The organism is Sphingobium sp. C100 (assembly GCF_000508185.1).
In the GTDB taxonomy this organism is placed as follows: domain Bacteria; phylum Pseudomonadota; class Alphaproteobacteria; order Sphingomonadales; family Sphingomonadaceae; genus Sphingobium.
Genome location: NZ_AYOY01000001.1, coordinates 73608 through 91143, shown reverse-complemented (window position 1 = coordinate 91143; position 17536 = coordinate 73608). Strand labels below are relative to the sequence as shown.

Sequence of the window (17536 nt, the reverse complement as noted above, 5' to 3'; positions counted from 1 at the left end):
CGTCCTCTATGATTGAACCAAATTACGCCGCCCTACCGGCCCACACATTCCCCCTTGGGGGGGACATTGCTTACGTCAGCCATAGGCGTCGGCGAAATGGCCGGTCGCGCTCATCACCGTGGTCCGGATTTCCTGATAGGCGTCGAGCGCGTCGCTGCCATTTTCCCGGCCCCAGCCGCTCGCCTTGAATCCTCCATAGGGGGTCGACCAGCGCAGATAGCGATAGCTGTTGACCCACACCATGCCGGCCTCGATCCGCTGCGACACGCGCAGCCCCCGACCCAGATCACGCGTCCACAGGCCCGCAGTAAGCCCGAACTCGCTGTCATTGGCGATGGCGATGGCCTCCTCCTCCTCGTCGAAGGGAATGATCGACACCACAGGCCCGAATATCTCCTCGCGCGCGATGCGCATGTCGTTGCGCACCTCCGCAAAGATGGTCGGCGCGACGAAATAGCCGTCCGACAGCGCGCCGCCGAGCCGCTCGCCGCCCGCTACCAGTTCGGCCCCGTCCTGTTTGCCGATCTCGACATAAGAGAGCGTCTTGGCGAGCTGCGCTTCATGCGCCTGCGGTCCCATATGCGTCGCTTCGTCCAGCGGCATACCCACGCGCACCCGCTGCTGACGGGCGCGGAAGGCCTCCACCACCTGCGCATAGATGGGCCGCTGTACCAGCACCCGCGACCCCAGCGCGCAAGCCTGCCCGCAATGCGCCCAGGCCGAGGATGTCGCCGCATTGATCGCCGCGTCGAGATCGCAATCGGCAAAGAGGATATGGGCTGCCTTGCCCCCCAGTTCGAAGGTGAACCGCTTGAGCGTATCCGCACCGTCGCGTAACATGCGCCGCGCTGTCGCGCCCGATCCGGTGAAAGAGATTTTCGCGATGCCGGGATGCTCGACCATCCGCGCGCCTGCGGCAGGGCCGGCGCCCGGCACGACATTGACGACGCCGGGCGGAAATCCTGCTTCATCGGCGATGCGCGCCAGTTCCAGCGACGTCACCGCCGTCAGTTCGGAAGGCTTCAATATCACCGTGCAGCCCGCCGCCAGCGCTGTGCCGATCTTCCAGCAAGCCGTCAGCAGCGGCACATTCCAGGGCGTGATCGCGCCGACGACCCCTACCGGCACCTTGGTCGTGAAGGCATGGACGCCCTCGTCCAGCGGCAAGGTCCGTCCCTCGCTCTTGTCAGCCAGCGACGCGAACCAGTGATACCATTGCGCATGGGCGCCGACATCCATGCGCGCCTCCCGGATGGCGCGGCCGCAGTCGCGCGTCTCCAGTTCCGCCAACCGGGGCGCCTTTTCACGATAGAGTTCGGCAAAACGCCGGATCAGTTGCGCCCGCTCCCAAGCGGGTATGTGGCGCCATGGCCCGGCAAAAGCCTCGCTCGCGGCGGTGACAGCCTTGTCGATGTCGCACGCGCCGCCAATTGCGACCCGTGCCCAAGGACGCCCGGTCGCGGGATCGATCGACTCGATCACCGCGCCATCTTCGGGCGCGACCCATTCACCGGCAATGTAGAGCTTGTCCCAACTCGGGGTCATGATCCTCTCCTTTTCCGACAGGATCGGGGGACGGAGGCGCGCGCTCAATCCCCCGATGAGGGTAAGGTCAGGCCGAAAAGTCGGGCCGCCGCTTCTCCCGGAAGGAGGCCAGCCCTTCCTTTACTTCCGGCCCGCCAAAGCCCAGCATCTCCAGCGCAAGTGAAGCGTCGAACGCCGGCCCCGCCATGCGCATCCAGTTGTTAAGCGCATGTTTGGTGAAGCGGATCGCTGTCGGCGCCCCGGCCGCCAGGCGCGCGGCGATCTCAACCGCCTTGTCCTGAAGCACATCATCCTCGACGCAAAGCGAGACAAGGCCGATGCGCTCGGCCTCCTCCCCCTTCACCGGGTCGCAAAGCAGCAGATGATATTTCGCCTTGGCCATGCTGCACAGTAGCGGCCAGAGGATCACCGCATGATCGCCCGCCGCCACACCCAACCGGGTATGCCCGTCGGCCAACCTTGCGCTTTTGCCCGCGATCGATATGTCCGCCAGCAGCCCCGCGACAAGCCCGGCGCCCACCGCCGAACCCTGAATGGCGGACACAATCGGTTTGGTGCAGTCGAGGATGTTGTAAACCAGATCGCGCGCTTCCTGCCAGACGCGCACTTTAGCGGCGTAGCTGTCGGTCAGTTCCTCGACCAGTTCGAAATCGCCGCCCGCCGAAAAGGCCCGCCCCGCGCCGCACAGGATGACCGCCCGCACATCGGGATCGGCGCTGATGTCGCGCCAGATGTCGGTGATTTCCTGATGCCCTTGCCGGTCCAGCGTATTCAGCCGCTCGGGCCGGTTGAAGGTCAGGCGCAACACCCCATCAGAGGGCCAGTCGAAATCAAACGCCTTGTACCGTCCGTTGCGGTCGCTCATGCTGTGATACTCCTCTCCGCATTTCTGACCGCCTCCAGCTCCTCTATGGCGCCCGGATTGTCGAGCGCGGACAGGTCGCCCAGCGGCTGGTCGGTCCAGATGCGCTTGATCACGCGGCGCATCACCTTCGAACTGCGTGTTTTGGGCAATTGCCGGACCAGATGGACACGGCTCGGCTTGAACGGTTTGCCCAGCCGATCCGCGACATGGCGCGCGACCTGATCGGCCAGTTGCGCGCCATCCCCGGCCCAGCCCGGCATGATGATGATGAATACCAGTAGCTTCTCGCCCTTGGTCGCATCGGGCACGCCGATGGCGGCGGCTTCGCTGACCGTTTCCAGTTCCAGCACGACTTCCTCGACTTCGGCCGGGCCAAGGCGCTTGCCTGCGACCTTGAGCGTGTCATCCGAACGACCCATCATGAAGAAGGAGCCGTCCCGATCCCGTACCGCCAAGTCACCATGTACCCAGATGCCCGGCAAGGTGCGCCAATAGCTGTCGAGATAGCGCTCATCATCCTGCCAGAAGGAGTGCGTCATACCGACAAAGGGGCTGCGCACGACGAGTTCGCCCACTTCGCCGACAAGCGCGTTCCCGCCCGCATCGGCCACGCCGACATCCACGCCGGGCGAACCGGTGTTGAAACCTGACGGGCGAATGGGCTTGACCACCACGCTCGACAGCAACGCCCCGGATACCTCGGTCCCGCCGGTATAGTTGATCAACGGCGCGCCGCCGCCAAAGCGACGCTGGAACCAGATGAAATGTTCGGGATCAATGCCCTCGCCCGCTGTGATGAGAAGTTCCACCGTCGAACGGTCGCCCGCAAGCGCCAGCGCTTCATTGGCGGCCAGGCCGCGGATGAGCGTGGGCGCCGATCCATAATGGGTCACGCCATGCCGCGCGACCAGACGACCCATGCGCGACCAGTCGGGATAGTCGGGCGCCCCGTCATAGCAGACCAAAGTTGCGCCGCGCAGCAAGGCGCAGGACAGGACCAATGTGCCCGCGATCCAGCCCATATCCGCCGGCCAGCAATAGACCTTGCCCGGCCCGACATTGAAATGGACCAGCGAGTCGTGGGCGATCTTCAGCGGGAAGCCGCCATGGGTATGCACCGCGCCCTTGGGCTTGCCAGTCGTGCCGGAGGTGTAGATCACCATGAAGGGGTCGGACGGGCTCATGCGTTCGGCGGGCAGGCCATCCTCCGTCGTCGCCGCAACCTCCTGCCAGTCGATCCCGCTCGATGGAACGTCCGTGCCCTTCCAGATGATGTGCTGAAGCGACGGCAATTGCCGCGCGACCTCTTCCACCACCGGCACCAGATCGACCCGCCGCCCGCGCCGGTGGAAACCGGTAGTTGCGATCAGCGTGCTGACCGCGCTCGGCTTCAGCCGCGAGATGATCGCATCCGCGCCAAAGCCGCTGAACAAAGGCACGACGATCGCCCCCACATAGGCGAGCGCCAGCAGCGACACCGTCGCCTCGACGCCGTTTTCGGTGAGCAGCCCCACCCGGTCCCCGTGCCCAATGCCCCGCGCCCGCAGGCCGGCGGCAAAGCGGCGCACGGCCTCTCCCAGCTCGGGATAGCTGAGCCATTGCACCGTGCCGTCTTCCTGCTCGGCCACGACGCCGCGCTGGCCCGCCATCCGCGGATCGTCGCACCAGCGCAGCACGGTATCCACCCAGTTCAATTCGCCGCCGGGAAACCAGTCGGGAAATTCAGGACCGCGATCGAAACTGACATAGGCGTCGGGGCGCCGCGACCAGACGATGCCCAGTTCATTGATGACGCGCATCCAATAATCGTCGGGCCGCTCCAGCGAATGCCGATGCAGCGCGTCATAATCCGCAAGGCCGAAGGCGCGAACCCAAGCCGTCACCTGCGCCTCCTCGGCCTGTCGATGGCTGGGGTGCCAGATATCCTTGTCGTCTCTCGACATGCTTTTTCATCCCGTCGATGGGTGCGCCGTCAGGCGCGGTGCATCCTCTTTACGGCCCTTCTCATCCGCCTCGACGGCGCGGCGCGCAAGCACGGACAAAGGGCGATTGACCCCACCCCTCGGCAGGGCATAGGGTAAACCTATGCCCTGCCAGCGGAGTTTTCGCGCTATGTCTTCACCCGAACTCGCACATGAACGAACGCTGCGCATGGCAAGAGAGCTACCCGCCTTGGATGTCCGTCAACTGCATTATTTCGTGACGCTTGCGGAACAGGGATCGATCTCCTCCGCCGCGACGGCCCTGCATATGGCGCAGCCGTCGCTGTCCGAAAATCTGATGCGGCTGGAAAAACGGCTGGGGGTGCAGTTGGTGGTGCGCAGCGCGCGCGGCGTCATGCTGACGCAGGCCGGGCAATTGCTGGCCGAACATGGCCGGCAGATCGTCGACGCCACCGGCCGCGCCATCAACGAAATTCGCCATGCCGGGAATGACGCGCGCGGCCCCGTCGCCGTCGGCCTGCCACCCTCGCTCGGCCTGTTGCTGAGCGTACCGCTCGCCGAAACAATCCAGAGCGAGTATCCCGAAGTACGTCTGCGTATCACGGAAGGGATGTCAGGAAATATTGCCGAATGGATCGAAGAAGAACGGATGGACCTCGGCTATGTCTATGAAGTCCACGACAACCATGACCTGATATTCCAGCCCGTCATGGCCGAAAAACTCTTCCTCGCGACCGCACCCGACAATATTCCCGATTGCGTCGACTGGACCGATCCCGCCGCGCCGACTATCAAGGGCGTCGATCTCCCTTCTCTGCCCCTTGCCCTGCCCGCCAGCTCACACGGCGCGCGCAAGGTAGTGGAGCGTTTCGCCCGCGGCGCGGGGATCAAACTCAACATCATTGTCGAGATCGACTCGCTGCCCCAGCTCATCACCATGGCGACCCGGGCGAGCGCCTACACGATCCTGCCCCATGCCGCCGTGATCAACGAGGTAGCCGCCGGGACCATCAGGCTGTTCGAGATTGTCGAACCGACAATGACCCGCAGCGCGTTCATGCTGCGCAAGCGGTCCCGCCCGATCACCCGGGCCAGCTTCGCCGTACAACAGTCCATCGGCATCATCATTCAGGAAATGATTGAACGATTTCAACTTGATGCGGCCTTCATCAGCGAAGATGCCCGCCTCAATCCACCCGTGGAAAAGGATAATAAGTGACGTCGATAGAACGCAGCGCCCTGGCCGAAGGGCCAGACGCCCTTCCGCCCGATGCGGGCGCGCTGACCCGACTGCTGGTCGATCGCTTCAGTTGCCGCGCCTTCCGGCCCGATCCGGTGACCGACGCGCTGATCGACCGGATGCTGACCATCGCGCAACTGGCGCCGTCCTGGTGCAACACCCAGCCCTGGCAGGTGACGATCACCTCGGGCGAGGCCACCGATCGGTTTCGCGCCGCGCTGATAGCGGACATCGACAACCCGACGCCCGACACGGCGCCGGACATCGCCTTTCCCGCCGCCTATAGCGGGGTCCGGCTGGAGCGCCGCCGCGAGGTCGGCTGGCAGCTTTACGAAAGCGCGGGCATCGTCAAGGGCGATCGCGAGGCTTCGGCGCGGCAGGCGCGGGAAAATCAGCGGCTGTTTGGCGCACCCCATGTGCTGTTGATCCACACCAGCCGGGAATTGGGCGCCTATGGCGCGGTCGATTGCGGCGTCTATCTGGGCACGCTGCTGCTGGCAGCACAGAGCCTGGGGCTGGGCATCATCCCGCAGGCGGCGCTTGCCCATCATTCGGCGCTGATCCGCCGCCATTTCGCCGTGCCCGACGACCAGATGTTCGTTGTCGGCGCCTCCTTCGGCTTCGCCGAAATGGACAGTCCTGTGAACCGGTTCCGGTCGCGCCGCGCGCCGCTCAACGACAGTGTGAAGAAAGTTTCGCAATGACATATAAGCCACTGGAAGGATTGCTGGTCGTCGCTCTGGAACAGGCCGTCGCGGCGCCGCTGGCAAGCAGCCGCCTCGCCGATGCCGGCGCGCGTGTCATCAAGCTAGAACGGCATGAGGGCGATTTCGCGCGCGGTTACGATAATTATGCGGCAGGCCATTCGACCTATTTCACCTGGCTCAACCGCCATAAGCAATCCTGCCGCGTCGATCTGGCGCAGCAGGATGACCGCGCGCTCGTCCATGCCATGCTGGCCAAGGCCGATGTGTTCATCCAGAATCTGGGACCGGGCGCCACCGGCCGTCTTGGTCTGGGCAGCGAGGCTCTTCGCGCGGCCTATCCCCGGCTCATCACCTGCGACATCAGCGGCTATGCGCCGGATACGCCCGATGCGAAGCGCAAGGCCTATGACCTGATGATCCAGGCGGAATCGGGTCTTGCGGGCATTACCGGCACCGAAGCATCGGGCGCCAGCCGCATCGGCATATCGATCTGCGACGTCACCACCGGCATGACCGCCCATGCACAGATATTGGAAGCGCTCTACCGGCGCGAGCGTACCGGCGAAGGCAGCGCCATTTCCGTATCGCTGTTCGACGTGGCGGCCGAGGCGATGAACATCCCCTATATTGCGGCGCGCAACGGCGGCCCGCTGGCGCGCCGGGTCGGCCTCGCCCATCCGTCGATCGCGCCCTATGGCGCCTATGAATTTGCGGATGGCACCCTGCTGGTCGCGGTGCAGAGCGAGCGCGAATGGGCGCAACTGTGCCGCGACATATTGGACGATGCGGAACTGGCGAACGACCCGCGTTTCCGTTCCAATTCGCTGCGCGTGACCAATCGCCCGGCGATGGAGGAAATCATACACGCCGTCTTCGCGACGATGCCCACGGCACAGGCCATCGAAAGGCTGGAACGCGCAAAGATCGCTTGGGGCCGCGTATCGACGCTGGAGGATTTGATGGCGCATAGCGCGCTGACCACCGTTACCGCGACGGCGGGCGAGGATGACGTGGTGATGGTGGCCGGCCCGGCGGTAGTGGATGGCCATCGCCATGGTGGCGGCAAGGTGCCAGCCCTGGGCGAGCATGACGAAGCGTTGCGGCGCGAATTCGCGCTGACGACCGCATAAAAAAAGAGCGGGTGATGCCCTCGCATCGCCCGCCCCTCATGGTCCGTCACAAGACAGGCTCAGATAACGCCGCTTTGCTTCCATTCGGCCAACTGGCTGTCCGAAGCGCCAAGCAACGCCCCGAAAACCGCTGCATTGGCTGCGCCCAGATCCATGGCGGGCTGATCAAACCCCACCTTGCAGGCTGAAAAATGGATGGGCAGGCCCATTCCTGTCGCGCCGATCTTGCCCAGGCTTGGATGCTCCAGTTCCACCACCGCCCCGCGCTCGCGCAGCCTGGGGTCGTTCAGCACCTCAACCGCGGTGCGCACCGGTACCGACGGCACGCCCCGGCTGCCCAGTTCCGCCAGCAGGTCGACCGTTGCATAGCCGCTAGTCCAATCCTCGATCAGCGCGTTCAGTTCATCGGCATGTTTCATGCGCGGACCGCGACTGGCAAAACGCGGATCGTCGAGCAATTCTTGCCTGCCCATCGCTTCCAGCAATCCCCGGAACCATACCGGATTGAACCCCGCAATCGCTGCATGGCCATCGCGTGTCGGATACACCCCGAACGGCACCAGCCGGTCCTGCGAATTGCCCGACCGCACAGGATAGCCCGCCGCCTGCGACACGTCGAAATGCTCCTCCGCCACCAGGGAGGCAAGGCAATCGAGCATCGACACCTGAATATGCTGCCCCTGGCCCGTCCGTCCGCGCTGGATCAGCGCGGCAAGGATACCGTTGCAGGCATAGAGCGGGGCCAGCAGATCGGCAATCGGTAGGCCGAAGCGGGTGGGCGGGCCGTCCTTGAAGCCGGTCACGTCCATGATCCCCGACAGCGCCTGCGCCAGCACGTCCATGCCCTTGAGGCCCGGATAGATGCTCGGCTCGCCGAAGGCCTTGATCGAGGCATAGACGATGCGCGGATTGACCTTCGCCACATCCTCATAGGCGACGCCCAGACGCATGGTGGCGCCCTCGCTCATATTTTCTATGACGACGTCGGCCTGCTTCGCCAGTTCCAGAAACAGCCTGCGTCCTTCAGGTGATTTGAGGTTCAGCGTGACGCTTTTCTTGTTGCGCGCGCGATTGAGAATGGTGAGCGAGACATCGCCCTCCTCCGGCGCGCCATAATGAATGCCGTTCTTCCCCACGTGCGGCGGATTGGTGCGGGCGATATCCCCACCATCGGGCGATTCCACACGGATCACCTCCGCCCCCAGCCCCGCCAACAACAGCGAGCCATAGGGACCGGCCAGCGCCACGGTGAGGTCGAGGACGCGAATGCCCTCAAGCGGTCGCTGCATCGTCATAGTCACCTCATTATCTTTCATCATGGTCACTTTATTGCGCCAACAGGTTGGTGAAGGTCGCAACCTGCTCGTCGCCGCCGAAATCGCGAATGGCTTTCAGCAGCACCTCGGTCTTTTCCGGGCTGATGACGCCATCCACCAGTTCGCGAAACTTGCCGTCAAGCCTGTCCTGGCTCATCGGATTTTCGACCGTGCCGGTGGAATCCTCGATAAAGACACGCTCGGAGCTCCCATCCCTGAAGGTGACGGTCACATCGGCGACGAACTTGCCGGGATATTGCAGGTCGAGTTGCGCATCCTCGACCATATGCACGCGGCGCGCGAGCCTGAGTATCTCGCCTTCGCCCGACAGGTCGAGCCGGTCTTCCTTGGCGTCGAGATGGACCTGATAGCCATTGCCCAGCCCGATCAGCGTGAAGGCGAGCTGGACCGGCAGGCTATATTGCACATGCTCGATCATCCGGGGGGTATAGGCATTGGCGTTCTTCGTGCCCACCGGCACATTGGCGGAACGCTGGATGCGCAGGTCCAACCGCTCGACCTCCGCCGCGCGCCCTGCAAAGGGACTCACTGCATCGATGTAGCCATGGATGCAGCCGCAGCAGAGATAGGGCTTGATCCAGACCTTAGCGATTTCCAGAGGACGAGCCGGACGGAACCAGTCGGCGGCTTCGTCTCCGACTTCCGTGCCGATAAAAGTGCGATAGAAGCCCTTGCTGCCAGTGAGGTAGAAGATGGGGCCGGTAATGCCATGCTTCGCCATCTGCGCAGCACGGATGCCGCCGGTGGTGCCCAGCCCCGAATGGACGCGTTTGATCGACCCGCCGCTCGACGTATATTCGGTGGTGCCCGACGCGTGGCTCATCGCGATGGCGAGCGCGTGACCGGTCTGCTCGCGACTAAGTTGGAGCAGGCGGGCAGCGATGGCGGCGGCTCCAAAGTTGGACAACATGCAATGGGGATGATAGCCCCGCGCCAGCAGTTCCGGCGCGGCGATGGAGCCGATGCGGGTATAGACTTCATAGCCGACGACCATGGCTGCCAGCACCTCGTCGATGGTGGCGCCGACCTCCTCGCCCAGCGCAAGCGCCGCCGACACGACGCAGGAACCGGGATGGCTGGCGCTTTCGCGATGGGCATCGTCATATTCGAATGCATGGCCAAAGGTGGCGTTGACCATGGTGGCGTCGATCGCGCTCATCTTGTCGCCATGGACGGTGACGGTCGCGACACCAGGCCGCATCTGGGAGCGGACGAACTCCAGCGTCCTGATCGACCAGGGCAGTTGCGAGCAGGCGAGCTGGTTCGCGATCTGGTCCTGCATCAGCCTTTTGGCGGCCGAACGCGCGGCCTCGGTCAAGTCTTCGACCGTAAATCCATGAATGAAATCGAGAATGGATTCTTCCAGCGTTGCGGAAGGGTCGGACGAAATCCGGGTCGATGAAGCGGACATATAGGCCATTCTCTCTAGGTTCCTGTTTCAAGAGCCGAAAATACCGGGCCAGAGGATGTCTGCCAATGAAGGGCTTCACCCCATAGGACATGCCTATGCCTAAGTCAGGCAGTGAAGGCGCTGGACTTCCGCATGGAAGCCACTGGTGCGAAGAAACGTCCAGCAAGCCAGCGGCGTAGGTCCGGCTGACATTACGGAAAGGACGGAGCATTGCCTGAGCAGAAAGGCGCCCGACAGGAGCGGGTGACGGATGATCGCCGCTTCGCACTGCGAAGCCTGCTCTTCGTGCCCGGCGATGCGGACAAGAAGATCGACAAGGCGCTCGATACGCCCGCGGATGTCGTGATCCTCGATCTGGAGGACGCTGTCGCGCCCTCCGCCAAGCGCGCCGCGCGCCTGTTGGCCTGCGGCGTGTTGCGCGGTGATCGCCGCAAACCGGTCGCCATCCGCATCAACGCCGTGGATACGCCCTGGTATCTGGAAGACCTCGGCGCGATCGGCGGGTTGCGGCCCGATATTGTCATGCTGCCCAAATGCGAGGCCGCCGCCGACATAAAGCGGCTGTGCGATCAGTTGTCCGTTCTGGAGGCGGCGGCAAGCGTGCCGGTCGGGGACATCGCGATCCTGCCACTCGTAACGGAAACCGCCGCCGCGCTGCGCAACACGGATTATCGCAGCGTCAGTGAGCGATTGTGTGCGCTGGGCTTCGCCGGGGAGGATCTGTCCGCTGATCTGGGGGTGGAGGCGCGCGACTCCTTGGGGATGAATCCACTGCTGGAACAGGCGCGGCGAGCGGTCGCCATGGCGGCGGCGGCGGCGGATGTCCCTGCCATCGACACCCCTTTCCCCGATCCACACGCCACCGCCGCCCTGGCGCGCGAAGCCGGCGACGCCGCACGACTGGGCTTTGCCGGCAAGATGTGCATTCACCCCGGCCAGATCGACGCCGTCCATGCAGCCTTTCAGCCAAGCGAGGCGACGCTGCAATGGGCGAGGGGGGTGGTACGGGCCTTGGCGCAATCTGCCCAAAACGGCGTAACTTTGCTGGACGGGAAGATGATCGACCGCGCGCATCTGCGTTTGGCGGAGCGATATCTGCGTCACGAAGCCCCGGAGAAAGCGCAATGAGCGATGATGCCGGGAACGCGATCGCACTCGATCATCTACGCAACTGGATCGGACGCAGCGAGACGGTGCGGGACAGCATCGCGCTGGCGCCGGCCGCCGCGCTCGCCGCGACACTGGACCACGACCATGCGCCCATGGAGGGCGATACGCTGCCCGCGCTGTGGCATTGGATCTATTTCACGCCCCGCGCCCGCCAGTCGGATTTGGGCATCGACGGTCATCCGAAACTGGGTGGCTTCATACCGCCCATCTCCCTGCCCCGCCGCATGTGGGCCGGGGGACGGCTGACATTCTTCCAGCCGCTGCTGATCGGCGATCGGGTGGAAAGGGCGACCGAGATCATCAGCATCGAAAGCAAGACCGGCCAGCAAGGCCCCTTACTGTTCGTAACCCTGCGCCACCGCCTGTCGACCGGACGCGGCCTCGCCATCGACGAAGAACAGGATCTGGTCTATCGCTCAGCGAGCGCCAGCTCCGCGCCGGCCCTGCCCGCCAGCGTGACCGCCGAACCGCCGCCAGCGCTGTGGCGCGACACGCTGCTCCCCGATGCCCGACTGCTGTTCCGCTATTCGGCGCTGACCTTCAACACTCATCGCATCCATTATGACCTGCCATATGCGCAGGGCGAGGAAGGCTATGCCGGTCTGGTCGTGCAAGGACCGCTGACCGCAACGCTGCTGGCAGACCGGCTGATGACGCATGTGGGCGGCCGCCTGCGCTGCTTTTCCTTCCGGGGACGCAGCCCGCTATTTTCCGGTGCGACGGCCCAACTATGTGGTCAGCCGGAAGAGACGCCGGGCCGTTTCGCGCTCTGGGCCGAGGGACCGGACGGCATGGCGGCCATGACCGCCCATGCCGAACTGGAGACGTCCGATGCCGATTGACGCCGACAGACTGCTGAATTTCCCGATCCCGGCGGTGCGGCAACAGGTGACGCCCCGCGACGCCGCCTTCTACGCCCTGTCCGTCGGCCTGGGCCATGATCCGCTGGACCCGGCGCAACTGCCCTTCGTCGATCCGCTCGCCGGGCCGGTCCCCATGCCCTCCATGGCGCTGGTGCTGGCGCATCCGGGCTTCTGGCTGGGGCATCCCGATTCCGGCGTCGATCCGCTCGCCGTACTACATGGCGGCCAATCCTTGATGCTGTTCGCGCCGATCCCGGTTGATGGAAAGGTCGCCAGCAGCACGCGCATCACTGGCCTTATCGACAAGGGACCGGGCAAGGCGGCGCTGATCATCACGCAAACCGAGTTGGTGGATGCGGCAGGCGCATGTTTCGCCCGTCTCGACCGCACCACCTTCATCCGCAACGGTGGAGGCTTTGGCGGCGACGATGCTGCATCGCCGCCCGTCCCGCCCCCGTTGCCGCCACCCGCACCGGATGGCGAGCCGGATGGCGTGATCGACCTGCCCACCTTGCCGCAGCAGGCGCTCTACTATCGCCTGAACGGCGACCTCAACCCGCTGCACAGCGATCCGCAGGTGGCGGCAAAAGCCGGCTTCGATCAGCCGATCCTGCATGGCCTCTGTATCATGGGCGTCATCACCCACGCGCTGCTACGCCAGTTGGACTATCGAACCGACCGGCTGCAATCGGTTAGCCTGCGCTTCGCCGCGCCCGTCATGCCCGGCGAGACGATCCGCACGGAAATCTGGGCCAATGGCGCCTTCCGCGCGCGCGTCGCCGAACGCGGCACCGTGGTCGCGGATCAGGGATATTTCACGACATTGGCTATGGATAGGAGAGCAATATGACCGGGTGCCTCGAAGGCAAGGTGGTCGCCATCACCGGCGCGGGACGCGGCATCGGCCGGGAACTTGCGCTCCATTGCGCGCGGCAGGGGGCGGCCGTGGTCGTCAACGATCCGGGCGTGGCGCAGGCAGGTGAAGGTGGCGACGCGGGCCCGGCCGAAGCGGTCGCGGCGGAAATCGCCGCATTCGGCGGCAAAGCGCACGCCAATCTCGCCAATGTCGCCGATCCGGTGGCGGCCGCGACGATCATCGAGGACGCGGTCCAGCGTTTTGGGCGGATCGACGGCGTGGTCAACAATGCCGGCATCCTGCGCGACGCCATCTGGCACAAGATGAGCTATGAGGACTGGCGGAGCGTCATCGACGTCAACCTGACCGGCGTGTTCAACGTGGCCAAGGCCGCCACCCCCCATTTCCGCGAACAGCAGTCGGGCAGCTTCGTCCATTTCACCTCGACCAGCGGACTAATTGGCAATCTGGGCCAAGCCAATTATTCGGCGGCGAAGCTGGGCGTCGTCGCCCTCTCCCAATCCATCGCGCTCGACATGGCGCGCGCGGGCGTGCGATCGAACTGCATCGCGCCGTTCGCATGGAGCCGGATGACCTCTTCCATCCCCGCCGAAACCCCTGAGCAGAAGGCCCGAGTCAAGCGGTTGCAGGAAATGTCGGCGGACAAGGTCGCGCCGCTCGTCTCCTTCTTGATCTCGGACGTGGCGAAGGAGGTCAGCAACCAGATCTTCTGCGTGCGCAAGAATGAGATATTGCTCTTTTCCAAGCCGCGTCCGCTGCGCTCTATCGCCAAGCTGGAAGGCTGGACGCCACAGGCGATCGCGGACGAACTACTCCCCGCCTTCCGCCCCAGCTTCGCCCGCGCCGACGAGGTGTCGGCCCACGTCTTTCCCTATGATCCGATCTGAGGCCCCAGCCATGAGCAGCACCCCCAATCCGGGCATGGACGCCGAGCTATTCGAGCAGTTCATCGAACAGTTGCGGCGCTATGTGCGCGACCGGCTGATCCCAGCCGAAAAGGCGATAATCGAGCAGGACCGCATCCCCGACGCCATCGTCGCGGAAATGCGCGACATGGGCCTGTTCGGCCTGACCACGCCGGAGGAATTTGGCGGCGCGGGCATGGACATCAGCCAATATGCGCGCACGATCCATGCGCTTAGCCACGCGATGCCGGCCTTTCGCTCGCTCATCACGATCAACACCGGCATGTTCTGTTCGGCGATCAAGAATGGCGGCACGGCGGAGCAAAAGGCCCAATGGCTGCCGCGCATCGCGGCGGGCGACATCGCCAGCTTCGCCCTGACCGAGCCGGGGTCGGGTTCTGATTCCGCAGGACTTCAAACCATGGCGGTCAAAACCGACAGGGGCTGGGTGCTGAACGGGACCAAACGCTACATCACCAACGCGCCCTACGCCAAGGTGGCGCTGGTGATGGCGCGAACGGACAAGGAAGATTTGCCGCGCAACGCGCATGTATCGGCCTTTATCATCCCCATGGATGCGCCGGGCGTATCGATCGGCAAGTCCGACAAGAAGATGGGTCAGGCCGGCAGCCACATCGCCGATGTCATCCTGGAGGATGTGGAGGTATCCGACGGCGCGCTGCTGGGCGGAGAGACCGGGCAGGGCTTCGCCTTCGCGATGATGAGCCTCGACACCGGGCGCATGTCGGTGGGATCGGCGGCAACCGCCTATGCGCGGCGGGCGCTGGACAGCGCGATCCTGTATGCGACCGAGCGCAAGGCGTTCGGCGCGCCGATCGCCAATTTCCAGCTCATCCAGCAGATGATCGCCGAAAGCGAGATCGAAATCTATGCTGCCGAAACCATGATGGCCGACGTCACTCATAGAGCCGACGCGGGCGAGAATGTCTTGCGCAAGGCGGCGGCGTTTAAGGTGTTCGCGACCGAGATGTGCGGCCGCGTCGTCGACCGCGTCGTCCAGATCTATGGCGGCGCGGGCTATCTGGCCGAATACGATGCGGAACGCTTCTTCCGCGATGCCCGCCTCTACCGCATCTACGAAGGCACCACCCAAATCCTGCAACTGCAAATCGCCAAGCATCTGCTGCGCGAATTTCATGGAGCGCAATGATGAATCTCAGCCCTTATGACAATGAGAATTTCCCCGAAATCCGCGAGGGCGTGCGGCGCCTGTGCGCGGAATTTCCCGGCGAATATTGGCGCGATCTCGATGCGAAGCGGGCATATCCCACGGCCTTCGTGAAGGCGCTGACGGAGGCTGGCTATCTCTCCGTGCTGATCCCGGAGGGATATGGCGGGTCGGGCCTTGGTTTGTCAGCAGCGGCGGCGATCCTGGAGACGATCCAGGCCGAAGGCTGCAACGGCGGTGCCTGCCATGCACAGATGTACACGATGGGCACGATCCTGCGCCACGGGTCGGAGGAGCAGAAGCGCGCCTATCTACCCAGGATCGCGACGGGCGAATTGCGTTTGCAGGCCTTCGGTGTGACCGAGCCGACCAGCGGCACAGACACCACCGCGCTGCGGACGACGGCGGTGCGGGATGGCGACGACTATATCGTCAACGGGCAGAAGATCTGGACCAGCCGCGCCGAACATTCGGACCTGATGCTGCTGCTCGCGCGCACTAGCCCCAAGGATCAGGTGGCGAAAAAGACGGACGGGCTGTCAACCTTCATCGTCGACATGAAGCACGCGCTGGCGGACGGGTCGCTAACGATTCGTCCGATCCGCACAATGATGAACCATGCGACGACCGAGGTTTTCTTCGACAATATGCGCATCCCGGCCGCCAATCTGCTGGGCGATGAGGGCAAGGGCTTCCGCTATATCCTGTCGGGCATGAACGCGGAACGCACGCTGATCGCGGCGGAATGTGTTGGCGATGCGAAGTGGTTCACGAAGAAGTCCGCGGAATATGCCGGCGAACGAAGCATCTTCGGCCGCGCCATCGGCAAGAATCAGGGCGTCTCCTTCCCCATCGCTCGCGCCTACGCCAATATGCGCGCGGCCGAGCTGATGGTGCATGAAGCGGCGCGGCTCTACGAAGCCGGGCAGCCCAATGGCGCGGAGGCGAACATGGCCAAGCTGCTGGCGGCCGACGCCTCGGTCGAGGCGGGCAATGTCTGCATTCAGACCCATGGCGGCTTCGGCTTTGCCGAGGAATATGATGTCGAGCGCAAGTTCCGCGAGACGCGGCTCTATCAGGTCGCGCCGATCTCGACCAACCTCATCCTCTCCTTCCTCGCCGAGCATGTCCTTGGCCTGCCGAGGAGCTACTGATGCGCCGGGCCGCGATCGTCGCGCCGCTGCGCACCCCGGTCGGCGCCTTTGGAGGGTCGCTGCGCGACGTGCCGGTGGAGACGCTGGGCAGCCTGGTCGCCAGGGCGGTGATCGAGCACGCCGGGATCGACCCGGCAAGGATCGAGGATGTCGTCTTCGCGCAAAGCTATGCCAATAGCGAGACGCCCTGCGTCGGGCGCTGGATAGCGCTGTCGGCGGGACTGCCTGTCGAGGTGCCGGGGATGCAGCTCGACCGGCGTTGCGGTGGCGGCTTGCAGGCTATCGTCACCGCCGCGATGATGGTGGAAAGCGGCGCCTGCGATGTCGTCATGGCCGGCGGCGTCGAAAGCATGAGTCGGATCGAATATTACACCACCGACATGCGCTGGGGTAAACGGTCCGGCAGCACGCAGCTTTACGATCGGCTCGACCGGGGCCGTGAACGGTCGCAGCCAGTGGAGCGCTTCGGTCCTATTTCCGGCATGATCGAGACGGCGGAAAATCTCGCGCGCGATTACGGGATAGCGCGCGAAGACGCCGACGCCTTCGCGGCGGAAAGCCACCGCCGCGCCGCCGACGCCTGGGAAGAAGGGCGCTTCGCGGCGGAGATCATTCCCATTCCCGTGCCGCAGCGCAAGGGCGACGCCGTGCTGTTCTCCCGCGACGAGGGTATCAGGGCGGAAACCAGCCCGCAGTCGCTCGGGAAACTGCGCGCGCTCATGAAGGACGGCACCGTCACGGCGGGCAATGCGGCGCAGCAGAATGACGCCGCGGCCGCCTGCCTAATCGTGGCGGAGGACAGGCTGGAGGAACTGGGTCTCAAACCGCTGGCCTTCCTCAAGGGTTGGGCCGCCGCCGGCTGCGAGCCGTCGCATATGGGCATCGGCCCCGTACCCGCCACGGCCAGGCTGCTTAGAAAAACCGGGCTGAAACTGGATGATATGGGCCTAGTCGAAGTCAACGAAGCCTTCGCGGCTCAGGTTCTCGCCGTGCTGAAGCGCTGGGATTGGGATGACCGCAGCCGGCTGAACGTCAACGGCTCGGGCATTTCGCTGGGCCATCCCATCGGCGCGACCGGCGTACGCATCATGACTTCGCTGCTGCATGAGATGCAGCGCCGCGATGTGCGCTATGGCCTGGAAACCATGTGCATCGGCGGCGGTCAGGGGATGGCCGCGATCTTCGAACGGGCCTGATCTT

15 protein-coding genes are annotated in these 17536 nt (G+C 64.4%); 10 read left to right on the top strand and 5 right to left on the bottom strand.

Translation table 11 applies throughout. From position 1 onward, the window contains the following. Positions 1-75: 75 nt before the first annotated feature. The 3 genes from C100_RS25915 to C100_RS25905 all read right to left on the bottom strand — a co-directional run bounded on the left by C100_RS25915 (position 76) and on the right by C100_RS25905 (position 4353). Positions 76-1545, bottom strand: a complete 1470-nt coding sequence (locus C100_RS25915; RefSeq protein ID WP_031308433.1) for an aldehyde dehydrogenase — start codon at positions 1543-1545, stop codon at positions 76-78. Positions 1546-1612: 67 nt separating this feature from the next. Beyond that, positions 1613-2410, bottom strand: a complete 798-nt coding sequence (locus C100_RS25910; RefSeq protein ID WP_024017913.1) for an enoyl-CoA hydratase/isomerase family protein — start codon at positions 2408-2410, stop codon at positions 1613-1615. Beyond that, positions 2407-4353: an AMP-binding protein gene (locus C100_RS25905; protein WP_024017912.1), complete on the bottom strand. Its 1947-nt coding sequence runs from the start codon at positions 4351-4353 to the stop codon at positions 2407-2409. Before C100_RS25905 ends, C100_RS25910 begins: the two co-directional genes overlap by 4 nt. A gap of 208 nt (positions 4354-4561) precedes the next feature. Here C100_RS25905 and C100_RS25900 point away from each other — a divergent pair, with 208 nt between their 5' ends. Genes C100_RS25900 through C100_RS25890 form a run of 3 tightly spaced genes read left to right on the top strand, consistent with a single transcriptional unit; the run spans position 4562 to position 7430 of the window. Then, positions 4562-5572, top strand: coding sequence for a LysR family transcriptional regulator (locus tag C100_RS25900; RefSeq protein WP_161633886.1), 1011 nt, complete (start codon positions 4562-4564; stop codon positions 5570-5572). After that, positions 5569-6297, top strand: a complete 729-nt coding sequence (locus C100_RS25895; RefSeq protein WP_024017910.1) for a nitroreductase — start codon at positions 5569-5571, stop codon at positions 6295-6297. Before C100_RS25900 ends, C100_RS25895 begins: the two co-directional genes overlap by 4 nt. Then, positions 6294-7430, top strand: coding sequence for a CaiB/BaiF CoA transferase family protein (locus C100_RS25890; protein WP_024017909.1), 1137 nt, complete (start codon positions 6294-6296; stop codon positions 7428-7430). Before C100_RS25895 ends, C100_RS25890 begins: the two co-directional genes overlap by 4 nt. A gap of 59 nt (positions 7431-7489) precedes the next feature. On the opposite strand, the gene C100_RS25885 is transcribed toward C100_RS25890, so the two are convergent. Together C100_RS25885 and C100_RS25880 are read right to left on the bottom strand one after the other, a co-directional pair. Then, entirely contained in the window at positions 7490-8725 is a 1236-nt protein-coding gene (locus C100_RS25885; RefSeq protein WP_031308427.1) for a CaiB/BaiF CoA transferase family protein, read from the bottom strand. Between the two features lie 31 nt (positions 8726-8756). After that, positions 8757-10187: an MmgE/PrpD family protein gene (locus tag C100_RS25880; RefSeq protein WP_024017907.1), complete on the bottom strand. Its 1431-nt coding sequence runs from the start codon at positions 10185-10187 to the stop codon at positions 8757-8759. A gap of 201 nt (positions 10188-10388) precedes the next feature. Here C100_RS25880 and C100_RS25875 point away from each other — a divergent pair, with 201 nt between their 5' ends. Genes C100_RS25875 through C100_RS25845 form a run of 7 tightly spaced genes read left to right on the top strand, consistent with a single transcriptional unit; the run spans position 10389 to position 17532 of the window. Continuing rightward, positions 10389-11306: an HpcH/HpaI aldolase/citrate lyase family protein gene (locus C100_RS25875; protein ID WP_200866529.1), complete on the top strand. Its 918-nt coding sequence runs from the start codon at positions 10389-10391 to the stop codon at positions 11304-11306. Continuing rightward, the gene (locus C100_RS25870; protein WP_024017905.1) at positions 11303-12190 is read left to right on the top strand and encodes an FAS1-like dehydratase domain-containing protein; all 888 of its coding nucleotides are present in this window, start codon (positions 11303-11305) and stop codon (positions 12188-12190) included. The genes C100_RS25875 and C100_RS25870 overlap by 4 nt, the downstream gene beginning before the upstream one ends. Next, on the top strand, positions 12180-13061 hold the full coding sequence (locus tag C100_RS25865; RefSeq protein WP_024017904.1) for a MaoC family dehydratase: 882 nt from the start codon (positions 12180-12182) through the stop codon (positions 13059-13061). The genes C100_RS25870 and C100_RS25865 overlap by 11 nt, the downstream gene beginning before the upstream one ends. After that, positions 13058-13975: an SDR family NAD(P)-dependent oxidoreductase gene (locus tag C100_RS25860; RefSeq protein ID WP_024017903.1), complete on the top strand. Its 918-nt coding sequence runs from the start codon at positions 13058-13060 to the stop codon at positions 13973-13975. The genes C100_RS25865 and C100_RS25860 overlap by 4 nt, the downstream gene beginning before the upstream one ends. Before the next feature lie 10 nt (positions 13976-13985). Next, positions 13986-15164, top strand: coding sequence for an acyl-CoA dehydrogenase family protein (locus C100_RS25855; RefSeq protein ID WP_024017902.1), 1179 nt, complete (start codon positions 13986-13988; stop codon positions 15162-15164). Next, positions 15164-16336, top strand: coding sequence for an acyl-CoA dehydrogenase family protein (locus tag C100_RS25850; RefSeq protein WP_024017901.1), 1173 nt, complete (start codon positions 15164-15166; stop codon positions 16334-16336). Before C100_RS25855 ends, C100_RS25850 begins: the two co-directional genes overlap by 1 nt. After that, positions 16336-17532 carry an acetyl-CoA C-acetyltransferase gene (locus tag C100_RS25845; RefSeq protein ID WP_024017900.1) on the top strand — a complete coding sequence of 399 codons (1197 nt, stop codon included), beginning with the start codon at positions 16336-16338 and terminating at the stop codon, positions 17530-17532. The genes C100_RS25850 and C100_RS25845 overlap by 1 nt, the downstream gene beginning before the upstream one ends. Positions 17533-17536 lie beyond the last annotated feature (4 nt).